The organism is Kitasatospora sp. NPDC058162, assembly GCF_042884005.1.
Lineage (GTDB): Bacteria > Actinomycetota > Actinomycetes > Streptomycetales > Streptomycetaceae > Kitasatospora.
This window is the reverse complement of the sequence record NZ_JBHVUS010000004.1, coordinates 299726-312815: the sequence shown is the minus strand read 5'-3', so window position 1 is coordinate 312815 and position 13090 is coordinate 299726. Positions and strand designations below refer to the sequence as shown.

At 72.7% G+C, this 13090-nt stretch carries 11 protein-coding genes; 3 read left to right on the top strand and 8 right to left on the bottom strand.

Going from position 1 to position 13090, the window contains the following annotated elements; translation table 11 throughout:
• Positions 1–45: 45 nt before the first annotated feature.
• Entirely contained in the window at positions 46–1158 is a 1113-nt protein-coding gene (locus ACFVXG_RS10530; protein WP_387926208.1) for a GntR family transcriptional regulator, read from the bottom strand.
• Positions 1159–1341: 183 nt separating this feature from the next.
• A complete protein-coding gene (locus ACFVXG_RS10525; RefSeq protein ID WP_387926206.1) occupies positions 1342–2139 on the bottom strand; it encodes a carbon-nitrogen family hydrolase in 798 nt (265 codons plus the stop codon).
• 173 nt (positions 2140–2312) lie between these two features.
• On the opposite strand from ACFVXG_RS10525, the gene ACFVXG_RS10520 reads away from it, so the two are divergent.
• On the top strand, positions 2313–3134 hold the full coding sequence (locus tag ACFVXG_RS10520) for a maleylpyruvate isomerase family mycothiol-dependent enzyme (RefSeq protein ID WP_387926205.1): 822 nt from the start codon (positions 2313–2315) through the stop codon (positions 3132–3134).
• Positions 3135–3290: 156 nt separating this feature from the next.
• Positions 3291–4118, top strand: coding sequence for a Bro-N domain-containing protein (locus ACFVXG_RS10515; RefSeq protein ID WP_387926203.1), 828 nt, complete (start codon positions 3291–3293; stop codon positions 4116–4118).
• 74 nt (positions 4119–4192) lie between these two features.
• On the opposite strand, the gene ACFVXG_RS10510 is transcribed toward ACFVXG_RS10515, so the two are convergent.
• The 3 genes from ACFVXG_RS10510 to ACFVXG_RS10500 all read right to left on the bottom strand — a co-directional run bounded on the left by ACFVXG_RS10510 (position 4193) and on the right by ACFVXG_RS10500 (position 8239).
• The gene (locus tag ACFVXG_RS10510) at positions 4193–5530 is read right to left on the bottom strand and encodes a nitrate/nitrite transporter (RefSeq protein WP_387926201.1); all 1338 of its coding nucleotides are present in this window, start codon (positions 5528–5530) and stop codon (positions 4193–4195) included.
• A 66-nt stretch (positions 5531–5596) separates the two neighbouring features.
• Entirely contained in the window at positions 5597–6829 is a 1233-nt protein-coding gene (locus ACFVXG_RS10505; protein WP_387926199.1) for a M64 family metallopeptidase, read from the bottom strand.
• Positions 6830–7009: 180 nt separating this feature from the next.
• On the bottom strand, positions 7010–8239 hold the full coding sequence (locus tag ACFVXG_RS10500) for a benzoate/H(+) symporter BenE family transporter (protein WP_387926197.1): 1230 nt from the start codon (positions 8237–8239) through the stop codon (positions 7010–7012).
• Positions 8240–8444: 205 nt separating this feature from the next.
• Here ACFVXG_RS10500 and ACFVXG_RS10495 point away from each other — a divergent pair, with 205 nt between their 5' ends.
• Positions 8445–9332, top strand: coding sequence for a hypothetical protein (locus tag ACFVXG_RS10495; protein ID WP_387926195.1), 888 nt, complete (start codon positions 8445–8447; stop codon positions 9330–9332).
• Between the two features lie 79 nt (positions 9333–9411).
• Here ACFVXG_RS10495 and ACFVXG_RS10490 read toward each other — a convergent pair whose 3' ends face one another.
• Genes ACFVXG_RS10490 through pdhA form a run of 3 tightly spaced genes read right to left on the bottom strand, consistent with a single transcriptional unit; the run spans position 9412 to position 12986 of the window.
• Positions 9412–10842, bottom strand: coding sequence for a dihydrolipoamide acetyltransferase family protein (locus ACFVXG_RS10490; protein WP_387926194.1), 1431 nt, complete (start codon positions 10840–10842; stop codon positions 9412–9414).
• Positions 10843–10857: 15 nt separating this feature from the next.
• A complete protein-coding gene (locus ACFVXG_RS10485) occupies positions 10858–11832 on the bottom strand; it encodes an alpha-ketoacid dehydrogenase subunit beta (protein ID WP_387926193.1) in 975 nt (324 codons plus the stop codon).
• Complete coding sequence (gene pdhA, locus ACFVXG_RS10480) at positions 11832–12986, bottom strand: pyruvate dehydrogenase (acetyl-transferring) E1 component subunit alpha (RefSeq protein ID WP_387926191.1); 1155 nt, start codon at positions 12984–12986, stop codon at positions 11832–11834. Before pdhA ends, ACFVXG_RS10485 begins: the two co-directional genes overlap by 1 nt.
• Positions 12987–13090: the final 104 nt, after the last annotated feature.

Genomic DNA, 13090 nt, shown 5'->3' with positions numbered 1-13090 from the left:
GTACCCGGACGGCCCGTGGGGCGGCCGGTCCGACGCCCGCCCACCCTACCGGCCCGGGGCCGGATGCGGATCGGGCCGCCCCTGCGGAGCCTCGGGGGGCGACTCGGGCAGCCGTCGGCCGAACCTGGTGTGCGGCACCCAGCGCGGCTGCGGCACCAGCCCGAGGCCGAGTCCCAGCTCACGGCCCAGCTCCCGACCGACCTCGTCGCCCCGCCGCCCCGGCCCGGGGCGGGCCGCCCCGGCCTCCGGCTCGGTCTGCGGCGCGGGCAGCGGCTGGGTCTCCGTCGCGGTCTGCGGCGCGGTCTGCGGTGCGGTCTGCGGTGCGGTCCCGAACGGCGGCTGCGCCGCGGGGAACGGACGGGACCACCGGTCCGACGGCTGCGCCGCGGGCGGCTCGACCGGAACGGGCAGCGGCTCGCCGTCCGCGACCTCGGTGAGCAGCCCGAGCACCGCCACCGACTCCAGCGGGCGACCGGCCAGCCCGGCCAGCAGCCGGACGGTGAACAGGTTGTACTCGCAGATGATCCGGTGCGCGCCGTGCAGGTCGCGGGCCCCGATCGCGTCGACCAGGTCCGGGTGGCGGTCCCAGCAGACCCCGCCGAGGGTGGGCATCGCCCGCAGGTGGCGCGCGGCGAACATCCAGGACTGCACCCGCAGCCAGTCCAGGTACTCCGCGATCCGGCGGTTGCCGAGCAGGGCGGAAACCTCCTGCCAGAACCGGCGGTCGCAGCCCACCATCACGTCCAGGTTCCCGGCCCGGGCGGCCCGCACCGCCGCGTCGGCCCGGCGGCTCAGCGAGGGCAGCCGGGTGAGGTCGGGCAGCGCCCGACGGGTCGCGAACTGGCGGTAGAAGCTGTCGGTGAGCAGCACCCTGGCCTCGAAGATCTCCAGGAAGTCCTCCCAGCCCAGCTCCGGCACCGTGAAGCCACGGTGGTGCTCGGTCCGCAGCAGCCCCTGGGCGCCGAGGTCGACCAGCGCCTCGCGGGCCGGGGTCGCGGAGACGCCGTACAGCTCGGCGATCTCCTTCACGGTGAAGTTGCGGCCTGCCTCCAGCCGGCCGGCCATCATCTCCTCGCGGAGCGCGCCGGCGATCTGCTCGCGCAGGCTGTTGCGGTGGATGACGGGGCGGGGGGTGTCGCCGGCGCCGGTGCCGGACATGCGCGCGACCTCCTGGGGCGGGCCACCGTACCGACCCGCGACGGACCGGCCGACCGGCGGCGGGGAACACGACGAGTGCTCATCTTCTCAAACCGGCCCGGAACAGGTACGAACCAACCCTCCGGAAACCCGTGTCCCCGCCCGTGCCCGGGCCCGCGCCACCGCCCGGGCCACCGTCCGTGGCTACCGCTGGACCGGCGCCGGGATGCCGAGCAGGCGGTCCCGCAGCACCGGGAACTCCTCCCGCGCCCGGCCCACCTCGGCCGGATCGAACTCGACGGTCAGCACCTCCTCGGCCGCCCCCGCCTCGGCCAGCACCCGGCCCCACGGGTCCACCACGACGCTGTACCCGGCCTGCTCGACCCCGGCGTGCGTCCCGGCGGTGTTGCAGGCCAGCACGAAGGCCTGCTCCTCCAGCGCCCGGGCCCGGGCCAGCAGCGTCCAGTGCTCGCGCCGCTTCGCCGGCCAGGCCGCCGGGACCACCAGCAGCTGGGCCCCGGCGTCCAGCAGCGCCCGGAACAGCTCCGGGAACCGCAGGTCGTAGCAGGTGGCCAGACCCAGGGTGCCGAACTCGGTGGGCGCGGTCACGATCTCCTGCCCGGCGCCCATCACCACCGCCTCGCCGCTGTCGAAGCCGAAGCGGTGGATCTTGCGGTAGGTGTGCACCAGCTCGCCGTCCGGGGCGAACACCATCGAGGTGTTGTAGATCGGACCGTCCGGGTCGCGTTCGACGATCGAACCGGCGTGCAACCAGACCCCGGCGGCCCGGGCCGCGGCCGCCATCGCGTCCGAGGTGGGCCCGTCGAGCGTCTCGGCACCCCCCGACCAGAGGTCGTGGGCGAAGCCGCCGAGCGGCCACAACTCCGGCAGGACCACCAGGTCGGCGCCCTGCTGAGCCCGTACCAGCGACGCGGCCCGGGCCCGCCGTTCGGCGGGCGGCTCGGCGTCGGAGACCGCGAGTTGGATCAATGAAGCGCGCACAGTACCACCGTCCACGGCAAGAGACCTACGATCGTCACCCGAAAGCGCTGCCCAGCTGTCTCCCGGCAGCGTAACGTGCGGTTAGCGTGTGCGCCCGGAAGCCGGACCATCCCGGCCGACCGCGACGGCCGGGCGCGGAGCGTAGGAAAGCTGACGGAGGGCCGGAGATTCCCGTGACGGACAACCAGACCGTGCAGGCTTACACGGAGGCGTGGACCCAGAGCATCGAGTCCATATCGGAGCTGGTCGCCCCCCTCCCCGAAGGCTCCTGGAACCGGGCCACCGAGTGCCCCGGCTGGTCGGTCCGGGACGTCGTCTCGCACGTGATCGCGGTGGAGTCCGAACTGCTCGGCGACCCGCGCCCGATCCACTCGCTGCCACGTGACCTTCGCCACGTCACCACCGAGTTCGCCCGCTACATCGAGCTGCCGGTCGACAAGCGCCGCTGCCACACCGCCCTGGAGATGACCAGCGAGCTGGAGTACACGATCATCCGCCGCTCCCGCGCGCTGCGGAACGCCAAGCAGACGCCCGGGGAGCCGGTCCGCTGGCCGGCCGGTCCGCTGGCCGCGGAGGTGCCGTACCACGAGCTGCTGCGGATGCGGGCCTTCGACGTCTGGGTGCACGAACAGGACCTGCGCCGGGCCCTGGAGACCCCCGGCAACCTGGACGCCCCCGGCGCGCTGATCGCCCGGGACGTCCTGCTGGAGCGGCTGCCCAAGGCCGTCGCCCACACCGCCGGCGCCCCGGCCGGGACGGCCCTGGTGCTGGACGTGACCGGCCCGGTGGAGTTCCTGCGCACCGTCCGGGTGGACTCCGCCGGGCGCGGCAGCGTGGACGAGTCCATCAGCCTGGCCCCCGACGTCCAGCTCACCATGGACTGGGAGACCTACGTCCGGCTCGCCTGCGGCCGCGGCCGGCCCGGCCCGGTGAGCGTCGAGGGCGACAAGGAACTGGCCGAGCGGGTGCTCGCCAACTTCTCCGTCACCATCTGACACCCCGCGCGCACCACCCGGCGTACACGCACCACCGCACGCCGGGTCGGCACCACTCGTGCATCCATGCGTCAACCCAGCACCAGCCACCTCACCTGTTTGGCCTCGTTGTTCCGGGCAGTCCTGCCACCACCCGGAAGAAGGAGGGGCGTCCAGATGGACGACGAACAGGAACAGCAGGAACAGATGGTGCTGGTGCGGTCGAGCTTCCCCGTCACGGGGCAGCCGATCCGCGTCGTGATGATCGACGGGGAGCCGTGGTTCGTCACGGCGGACGTGTGCCGGATCGTGGGCCGAAAGAATCCGACCACCGCCGTTTACGGCTTGGAACCCCATCAGCACCGCACCGTCGATCTGCGGTCGGTAACCCTCCATCCGATGGAGGGTTACGACGTTTCCGCAGCTCAGAAACCCTACCGGCAGCGAAATCCATTGCTCGGCGTGGTGAGCGAGGCGGGACTGTACAGCCTCCTCCTGCGGTCGGACAAGAAGTCCGCCCAGCCGTTCCGGACGTGGGTCACCGAAGAACTGCTCCCCTCCGTCCGCCGAGGGGACACCGACGTCCCCACCCAGCAGCGGCGGATGGCGGAGACCCTGGCCGAGGCGATCGGACAGCAGGTGAGGATCGTCGCGGAGATCGACCACGAGGACTGGCCCGGCCTGACCGTCCACTCCGACGGGACGGTCCACTGCCGGCACGGGGAGATGGTCCTCCATCTCCCGACCAAGGAGGAGGACAGCGGGCCGCCGTTCGGCGCGTACTTCGCCTGCCCGGGCGGGGAGCGGGTCGGCATCCGGGGCAGCCGGATCGTCCCCGGGTGCCCGAAGCTGAAGCTGGTGGACCTGATCCGCCTGCGGAAAGCGGCGAAACCCCAACCCGACCGAGTGCCGAGGCAAGGAAGCCTGATCGTGGAAATGCACGGCGCCCGGATCTACGGAACCGCGCCACAGATCGCCGAACTGATGCGCGAGTACGGCGGCTGACCCACCTCCGCCTGCGGAAACGCGATTACCCTAACTTGAAGTTAGGGTAATCGCGTTTCCGCAGGTCAGAAACCCTACGCATCCGCCGCCGCGACCCTCCGCCGGAGTCGCAGGATCATCGCCGTCCCGAGCGCCAGCGGCGCGTACTGCCAGCAGAACGCCCAGCGGAAGGCGTCGGCGGAGTAGGTGCCGGAGCCGGGCGGGGAGAGGGCGTCGAGCAGGACGCCGATGCCGAACAGGGTGATCATCGTGCCGATGAAGCCGCCCATGTTGACGATCCCGGAGGCGGTGCCGAGCCGTTCGGCCGGGTTGCGGGTGCGGGCGTAGTCCAGGCCGACCAGGGAGGCCGGGCCGTTGCTGCCCATGACCAGGATGATCCCGATCAGGAGCCACATCGGCGGGTGCCCGCCGGGCCAGGCGAGCACCAGGGCCCAGCCGAGCCCGGTGGTGGTGATGACGGTGAGCACGATCGGCATCCGGGCCCGGGCGGAGCGGGAGAGCAGCCGGCCGAAGAGGAACCCGAAGGTCATGTTGGAGAGCACCAGCAGGGTCAGCAGCCCGCCGGCCCCGGCGCGGGTCATCCCCTGGGCCTCGATCAGGTAGGGCATGCCCCAGAGCAGCCCGAAGGCGTTGCCGGGGAACTGGGTGGTGAAGTGGATCCACAGGCCCAGTCGGGTGCCGGGCTCCCGCCAGCAGTCCTGGACCTGGCGTCGGACCTTCGGGCGGGCGGCCGGCGGGTCGACCGGTCGTACCACCGCCGGTGCGTCCTTGAGGAAGAGCGCGACCAGGGCGAACACCGCCACGCCGAGCAGCGCGATGGCGGTGAAGGTGGGCGTCCAGCCCTCGCTGTGCAGGGCCTGGGCGAGCACCACGGTGGTGACCAGGTTGCCGCCCATCCCGGCCAGGCCGGTCAGCTGGGCGACGAACGGGTTCTTCGCCGCCGGGAACCACCGGGCGGCGATCCGCAGCACGCTGATGAAGGTCATCGCGTCGCCGCAGCCGAGCACCGCCCGGGAGGCCAGTGCCGGGGCGAAGGAGGAGCTGAAGGCGAAGGCCAGCTGGCCGGTGCTCAGCAGCAGCACGCCGAGCAGCAGCACCCGGCGCGGTCCGAAGCGGTCGACCAGCAGGCCGACCGGGACCTGCATAGCCGCGTAGACCAGCACCTGGAGGATCGAGAAGGTGGACAGCGCCGAGGCGCCGATGCCGAAGCGCTCGGCGGCGTCCAGGCCGGCCACCCCGAGGCTGGTGCGGTGGATGACGGCCAGCACGTAGACGCTGACGCCGACGGACCAGGCCAGCCAGGCCGCGCGCCCGCCGGGCGGCACGGGGGCCCCGGCCGCCGGCGGCTCGACGGTGGGACGAGGAGCGGGGACGGACAGGGACGCGGCTGAACGGGCGGGCTCCACGGTCATAGTCCGTCCAGACTAGTCATCCCATGATTGGACGCCCAGGTCCCCGCGGTGTGAGCTCGCGAACCCTCAGCCGGTGACCGTCCAGGAGACCGACCGGGTCATGTAGCGGTCCCGGAAGGCCTCGTCCCGCACCCAGTCCGTGGTGTCCCGGACGGTCGCCGTCACGGTCGCCGTCCGGCCCGGGGCGAGGTCCAGCTGCGCGGTGTCCAGCCGGCCGCCGTCCACGGCCGGCGGGGCCGCCGGGGCGCCGTCCACCTTCCAATCGACGGTCAGCTGCCGGGTGCCGGTCAGCGGCAGCGGCCGGACGTCCAGCCGGGGGCGCCCGGCGACCTCGCCGGGCGGCGGCGACGGGGCGTCGGTCGGCCGGACCTTGCGGTACAGCTCCTCGACGATCGCCTCGCGGGAGGGCAGGTTGTAGGCACTGCCGAGGGTGCGCATCACCGAGTCGGGGGTGGGCCGGTACAGGCCGTTGGCGCTGCGGTACGCCCCGACGGTGCCGGCGCCGTCCGGGGAGACGGCGCCCAGCCAGCGCCACCACTTGGTCTGCTTCTTGAGCATGTCCTCGGCGTTGAGGGTGGAGAGGTTCGGGTAGTCGGCGTCGTCCGGGGCGCTGTCGTACTCGTCGCCGAGGTCCCCCACGGTGTGGCCGATCTCGTGCTGGATGATCCGCCCGGCGTCCGGACTGCCCCCGGCCAGGGTGGTCACCCCGGTGCCCCCGGCGCCGCCGTACTCGACCGAGTTGGCCAGCGCTATCAGGTACTGCGGCCCGGCGCTGTCCCCGGCGTAGCGGGCGGTGGCGCCCTCGTCGGCGCAGAGCAGCCGGGCGGTGCCCTCGCACCAGAAGTGCATGCCCAGCGGGGTGGCGGGGTGGCGGCCGCGGCTCTCGGTCTCGGCTATCCCGGAGGACGGGGAGACCACCTCGACCCGCCGTATGTTGAAGAACCCCTGGTAGGTGCGGAACGGCTCGATGTCCATCAGTGCGTGCCAGGCCTTGTCGGCCTGCTGCCGGAAGGCCTCCTGCTCGTCCGCGGTGTAGCCGTCGCCGAGCAGGACGAGGGTGATCCGGTTGGACGGGTCCCCGGTGCGGCGTATGTCGAAGGTCGGGGCGGCCGCGGGTATCCGCTGGTCGGCGCGGAGCGCGGTGTGCGGGGGCACCGCCCGGTCGACGGGGGCGCCGGTCCCGATCACGCCGAACGGTGAGGGGCCGACGAGTTCCAGGGCGGCCGGGAGTACGGCGGTGGACACCAGTACGAGGGCGGCCAGACTCCGGACGAGACGGCCAGGGTTGCCAGCAGGCATACGGGTGCGTCCTCGGGGCTCCGGTCACCCGGTGTCGCCCGGGTGGTGGAGCGGAGACGTACCCGGACCGGCGTGTCGCCCCCACCGGCCGCCGCAAATGTCACCGACCTGGCCGAACGATTCCCGTCTTGCCAGTCATACCAACCAATCTCATCGACTCCACCCAGGGCTCTCCGGAGCTCACCGGTGCCGCCTCCCCAGCTCCAGCACCAGGTGCGTGCCGAGCCCGAAGAGCAGCCCCCAGAAGGCCGAGCCGATGCCGAACAGGCTCATCCCGGAGGCGCTCGCCAGGAAGGTCACCACCGCCGCGTCCCGCCCGCGCTCCTCGGCGACCGCCGCCGCCAGGCTGCCCTGCAGCGAGGCCAGCAGCGCGACCCCGGCGATCACCGCGATCAGCTCCTTCGGCAGCCCGGTGAACAGGCTCACCAGCACCCCGCCGAAGCTGCCGACCACCACGTACAGCACGCCCGAGGACATCCCCGCGACGTACCGGCGGCGCGGGTCCGGGTGGGCCTCCGGGCCGGAGCAGATCGCCGCGGTGATCGCCGCCAGGTTCACCCCGGGCGAGCCGAACGGCGCCACCAGCATCGACATCACGCCGGTCGAACCGATCAGCAGCCGGTCGTCCGCCCGGTAGCCGAAGGCCCGCATCACCCCGAGCCCGGGCGCGTTCTGCGAGGCCAGGGTGACGATGCCGAGCGGCAGCGCCAGCCCCACCAGGGCCGACCAGGAGAACGCCGGGGCGGTCAGCACCGGCACGGTCGGCCCGCCCGAGCCCAGGTGCAGCGGCAGCCCGACGGTCAGCGCCGCCAGCACCCCGCCGACCACCAGGGCGATCAGCACGGCGTACCGGGGCACGAGGCGCTTGGCCAGCAGGAAGGCCGCGAAGCTGCCCACCACCAGCACCGGGGCGCCGTGCACCGCCCCGAAGATCCCGGCGCCGAAGGAGAACAGGATGCCCGCGAGCATCGCGTTCACGATCCCCACCGGCACCGCCGCGATCAGCCGGCCGAACCAGCCGGTCACCCCGAACAGCGCCACCACCGCCGCGCTCACCAGGAACGCCCCGATCGCCTCCCGGTACGGGTAGTGGCCGAGGCTGGTCACCAGCAGCGCCGCCCCCGGGGTGGACCAGGCGGTGATCACCGGGGTCCTGGTCCACCAGCTGAGCGCGAAGCCGCTCACCCCGCTGCCGATCGCCACCGCCCAGATCCAGGACGTGGTGTGCGCCGGGTCCAGCCGCCCGGCGGCGGCGGCCGCGAGCACCACCACCAGCGGCCCGGAGAACGACACCGCGACGCAGACCAGGCCCGCCAGCAGCGCGGGCGCCGACACGTCTCGCCGCAGCGAGCGGGGTTCCCCGCCCTCGCTCGACGCCGCTTCCGGGCTGATCGTCAGTTCATCCGTCATTCCGGCAGTATCCCGAAGCCGGTCTTCCGAAGTCCCGAAAAAAGTTCTCACCCCACCTGCAACCCCCGGCGGGGATGCACGTCTTTCAGGGTGAAGGCACGGGGGGGCAAGACCGGCAGAGCCGGGGGCGCTTCCGCTCGCGAGGAGCGGGGCCGGTCGTCTTCACCCATCACACCGTCGGTCCATGACCCTGGGGAGTCACGTCATGCGCACGTCCGTTATCAACCGATTTACGAAGAATGACCGCGACTTCTCCGGCCGCCGCCGCATCGCCGTCCTCGCCGCCACCACCGTCCTCGCGGGCGGCGTCCAGTTCATCGCCGCCGACCCCGGCTGGGCCTGCGGCGACCGGCGGTACGACGGCACCCACACGGCCACCAAGCCAACCGTGCCGTACTCGGACTTCCTGTCCTTCGGCCACGACAAGAGCGTCGCCACCGACGGCAGCTGGACCGAGTTCGGCCTGTCGGTGGAGAACTCCACCGGCGCCGACGTGGCCCGGACCGCCCCGGCGCTGGGCCTCGCCGCCGCCGGCCCCGGCACCCCGCTGCACACCAAGGACGTGCGGATCGAGGTCAAGCAGCAGAACGGCGCCTGGAAGCCGCTGAAGCTCGACGCGGGCTGCATCGGGATCGACGCCGAGACCGACTCGCTGGCGCGGCGGCTGGCCAACAACCGGAACACCGACTACTGGTTCCGGATCTCCCTCGCCCCCACCGTCTCCAAGGACCTGACCGCGCTGAACCTGGTGACCAACGCCACCAACGACAAGTCCACGCTGGAGTCCTGGGACCTCCACAGCATGAAGGTCACCCACCCCAAGGCCGCGCCCGCCGCCGGGCAGCAGGCCCCGGCCGCCAAGCCCGCGCCGACCAAGGCCGCCCCGGCCAAGCCCGCCGCCGACACCACCGCCACCGTCACCGGGGCCACCCCTACCCCCGCCCCGGCCACCACCGCCCCCGAAGGCACCCCCGAGCTCGCCCACACCGGCGCCGCCGAGACCAACACCTTCCTCGCCACCTCCTCCGCCGTCCTGCTCGCGCTCGGGGGCGGCGTCCTGCTCGCCGTCCGCCGCCTCCGCCGCCAGCGGTAGTCGACGGACGGGCACGACGAAGGGGCCCTGCCCCGCACATGGTGCGGAGCAGGGCCCCTTCGCTACGGACGACGGACCGTCAGCCCCAGGTGATCAGGCGCTTCGGGAACTCCAGCAGCCCGGCCACGTCGGCCAGCAGCCTGGAGCCCAACTCCCCGTCCACCAGCCGGTGGTCGAAGGAGAGCGCGAGCGTGGTCACCTGGCGCGGGACCACCTTGCCCTTGTGCACCCACGGCAGCTCCCGGACCGCGCCGAAGGCGAGGATGGCCGCCTCGCCCGGGTTGAGGATCGGGGTGCCGGTGTCGACGCCGAAGACGCCGACGTTGGTGATGGTGACCGTGCCGCCCTGCATGTCGGCCGGCGAGGTCTTGCCCTGGCGGGCGGTCTCGACCAGCTCGCCGAGCGAAGTGGCCAGGCCCGAAAGGGTCTTGGACCCGGCGTCCTTGATGTTCGGGACGATCAGGCCGCGCGGGGTGGCTGCGGCGATGCCGAGGTTCACCTGGCCCTTGACCACGATCTCCTGGGCCGCCTCGTCCCACTGGGCGTTGATCTCCGGGTGCCGCTTGATCGCCACCAGCAGCGCCTTGGCGACCAGCAGCAGCGGGCTGACCCGGACGTCCCGGCCCAGTTCGCCGCTCTCCTTGAGCTTGCGGACGAACTTCATCGTGCGGGTCACGTCGACCTGGACGAACTCGGTGACGTGCGGGGCGGTGAAGGCCGAGGCCACCATCGCCTGCGCGGTCGCCTTGCGGACGCCCTTGATCGGCACCCGGACGTCGCCCGCACCGGACACCGACACCGGAGCGGCCACGGCCGCCACGGCCTCAACGACCTCGACGGCCTCGGCCACGACCGGCACGGCGGCCGGAGCGGCCTGGGCCGCGGCGTGGGCGTGCAGGTCCTCGCGGGTGATCACCCCGCCCGCGCCGGTCGGGGTGACGGACCGCAGGTCGATGCCCAGGTCCTTGGCCAGCTTGCGCACCGGCGGCTTCGCCAACGGCCGCTCACCGGCGGGCAGTTCGACCGGCGCGACGGGCACGACGGGCACAACAGGAGCGACCGGGGCCGCGGCCTTCGCCGTGGCCGTGGTCGTCCGCCGGGCCCGACGCTGGGCGGTGCCGGTGCGCGGGCCGTACCCGACCAGCACCTCCCGCCGCTCCGGCTCGGCCTCGGCGGCCGGTGCCGCGGCCACAGCCACGGCGGCGACGGCGGGCGCGGGCACGGGCGCGGCGGCCGGAGCGGCCCCCGCCTCCCCGGCGACCGCCACCGAGATGATCACGGTGCCGACGTCGACCGTCGCGCCCTCGGGGAAGAAGAGCTGCTCGACGACCCCGTTGAACGGGATCGGCAGCTCCACCGCCGCCTTGGCGGTCTCCACCTCGCAGACGACCTGCCCGTCGGTGACGGTGTCACCGGGCTTGACGTACCAGCTGAGGATCTCGGCCTCGGTGAGGCCCTCGCCCACATCGGGCATCTTGAACTCGCGGAGCGAGCGAACTTCGGTGGTCATCTACGCTCCCCGGTATCAGTACGCGAGCGCGCGGTCGACGGCGTCGAGCACGCGGTCCAGGTCGGGGAGGAAGGCCTCCTCGACGCGGGACGGCGGGTACGGCGCGTAGTAGCCGCCGACCCGCAGGACCGGTGCCTCCAGGTGGTAGAAGCACCGCTCGGTGAGCCGGGCGGCCAGCTCGGCGCCCATGCCCAGGAAGACCGGGGCCTCGTGCACCACGACGGCCCGCCCGGTGCGCTTGACCGACTCCTCCAGGGTGGTGAAGTCGACCGGGGAGAGCGAGCGCAGGTCGACGACCTCCAGCCGGCGGCCGTCCTCCTCGGCGGCCGCGGCGGCCTCCAGGCAGACCTTGACCATCGGGCCGTACGCGATCAGCGTCGCGTCGGCGCCGGGGCGGACGATCCGGGCGTCGTGCATCCCCAGGTCGGCGGCGGCGCCGACCTCGCCCTTGTCCCAGTAACGCCGCTTGGGCTCCAGGAAGATGACCGGGTCGTCCGACTCGATGGCCTGCCGCAGCATCCAGTGCGCGTCGTGCGCGTTGGACGGGGTGACCACCCGCAGACCGGCGGTGTGCGCGAAGTACGCCTCGTGCGACTCGCTGTGGTGCTCGACCGCGCCGATGCCACCCGCGTAGGGGATGCGGATGGTGACCGGCATCTTGACGTGCCCGAGCGCGCGGGCGTGCATCTTCGCCAGCTGGGAGACGATCTGGTCGAAGGCCGGGTAGACGAAACCGTCGAACTGGATCTCCACCACGGGGCGGTAGCCGCGCAGCGCGAGGCCGATCGCGGTGCCCACGATGCCGGACTCGGCCAGCGGGGTGTCGATCACCCGGTCCTCGCCGAAGTCCTTCTGCAGGCCGTCGGTGATCCGGAAGACGCCGCCGAGCTTGCCGATGTCCTCGCCCATCAGGACGGTCTTCGGGTCGTTCTCCAGCGACTTGCGCAGCGCGTCGTTGAGCGCCTTGGCGATGCTCAGCTGACCGGCCATCAGTGGTTCTCCCCCGCCTCGAAGGAGGCCGCGTACTCGACGTATTCGGCCCGTTCCTGATCGACCAGCGCGTGCGGCTCGCTGTACACGTGGTCGAAGATCAGCGTCGGGTCCGGGTCCGGCATGCTGCGCACGCCCTCGCGCACCCGCAGCCCCAGCTGCTCGCTCTCGGCGTCGACGGCGGCGAAGAACTCGTCGTCCGCCAGGCCCTCCTTCTCCAGGAGGGTGCGCAGCCGCAGGATCGGGTCCTTGGCCTTCCAGGCCTCGGTCTCCTCGGTGGCCCGGTAGCGGGTGGGGTCGTCGGAGGTGGTGTGCGCGCCCATCCGGTAGGTGAAGGCCTCGATCAGCACCGGGCCGTTGCCGCTGCGGGCGTGGTCGAGCGCCCAGCGGGTGACCGCGAGGCAGGCCAGCACGTCGTTGCCGTCGACCCGGACGCCAGGGAAGCCGAAGCCGGAGGCGCGGCGGTACAGCGGGATCTTGGTCTGGGTGGTGGTGGGCTCGGAGATCGCCCACTGGTTGTTCTGGCAGAAGAACACCACCGGGGAGTTGTAGACCGAGGCGAAGGTGAAGGCCTCGTTGACGTCGCCCTGGCTGGACGCGCCGTCGCCGAAGTACGCGATCACCGCGTCGTCGGCGCCGTCCTTGGTGATGCCCATCGCGTAGCCGGTGGCGTGCAGGGTCTGCGAGCCGATCACGATGGTGTAGAGGTGGAAGTTCTTCTCGTTCGGGTCCCAGCCGCCGTGGTTCACGCCGCGGAACATGCCGAGCAGGTTCAGCGGGTCGACGTCGCGGCACCAGGCCACGCCGTGCTCGCGGTAGGTCGGGAAGGCGTAGTCGCCGGTGCGCATGGCGCGGCCGGAGCCGACCTGGGCGGCCTCCTGGCCGAGCAGCGAGGCCCACAGGCCCAGCTCGCCCTGGCGCTGGAGCGAGGTCGCCTCTCCGTCGAACCGGCGCACCAGCACCAGGTCGCGGTAGAGGGAGCGCAGCTCCTCCGGGGTGATGGTGAGGGGGTAGTCCGGGTGCTCGACCCGCTCGCCTTCCGGCGTGAGCAGCTGGATGAGCTCCGGCTGGGCGTCCGTACCCGGGGCGCGGAGGGTGTCAGGGACAGCGGGGGCCGCCTTCTTGCGAGCCCTCGCCGTGCTTTTGACGGTCACGTTCACTCCTCGGTCTGTCCGGCCGCCCGGGGTCGCCGGTGACCGGTCCGGTCACCGCCTCGCGGGGCGCGCGTGGGTGTGCGCACCTACTGCGTGGCAGGTGG

What these genes read in the sequence shown, in the direction of transcription:
- ACFVXG_RS10530 (WP_387926208.1), bottom strand. Translation starts at nt 1,158, where the DNA reads ATGTCCGGCACCGGCGCCGGCGACACCCCCCGCCCCGTCATCCACCGC.
- ACFVXG_RS10485 (WP_387926193.1), bottom strand. Translation starts at nt 11,832, where the DNA reads ATGGCCGGTCAGCTGAGCATCGCCAAGGCGCTCAACGACGCGCTGCGC.
- ACFVXG_RS10505 (WP_387926199.1), bottom strand. Translation starts at nt 6,829, where the DNA reads ATGCCTGCTGGCAACCCTGGCCGTCTCGTCCGGAGTCTGGCCGCCCTC.
- ACFVXG_RS10500 (WP_387926197.1), bottom strand. Translation starts at nt 8,239, where the DNA reads ATGACGGATGAACTGACGATCAGCCCGGAAGCGGCGTCGAGCGAGGGC.
- ACFVXG_RS10495 (WP_387926195.1), top strand. Translation starts at nt 8,445, where the DNA reads ATGCGCACGTCCGTTATCAACCGATTTACGAAGAATGACCGCGACTTC.
- ACFVXG_RS10510 (WP_387926201.1), bottom strand. Translation starts at nt 5,530, where the DNA reads ATGACCGTGGAGCCCGCCCGTTCAGCCGCGTCCCTGTCCGTCCCCGCT.
- ACFVXG_RS10515 (WP_387926203.1), top strand. Translation starts at nt 3,291, where the DNA reads ATGGACGACGAACAGGAACAGCAGGAACAGATGGTGCTGGTGCGGTCG.
- ACFVXG_RS10490 (WP_387926194.1), bottom strand. Translation starts at nt 10,842, where the DNA reads ATGACCACCGAAGTTCGCTCGCTCCGCGAGTTCAAGATGCCCGATGTG.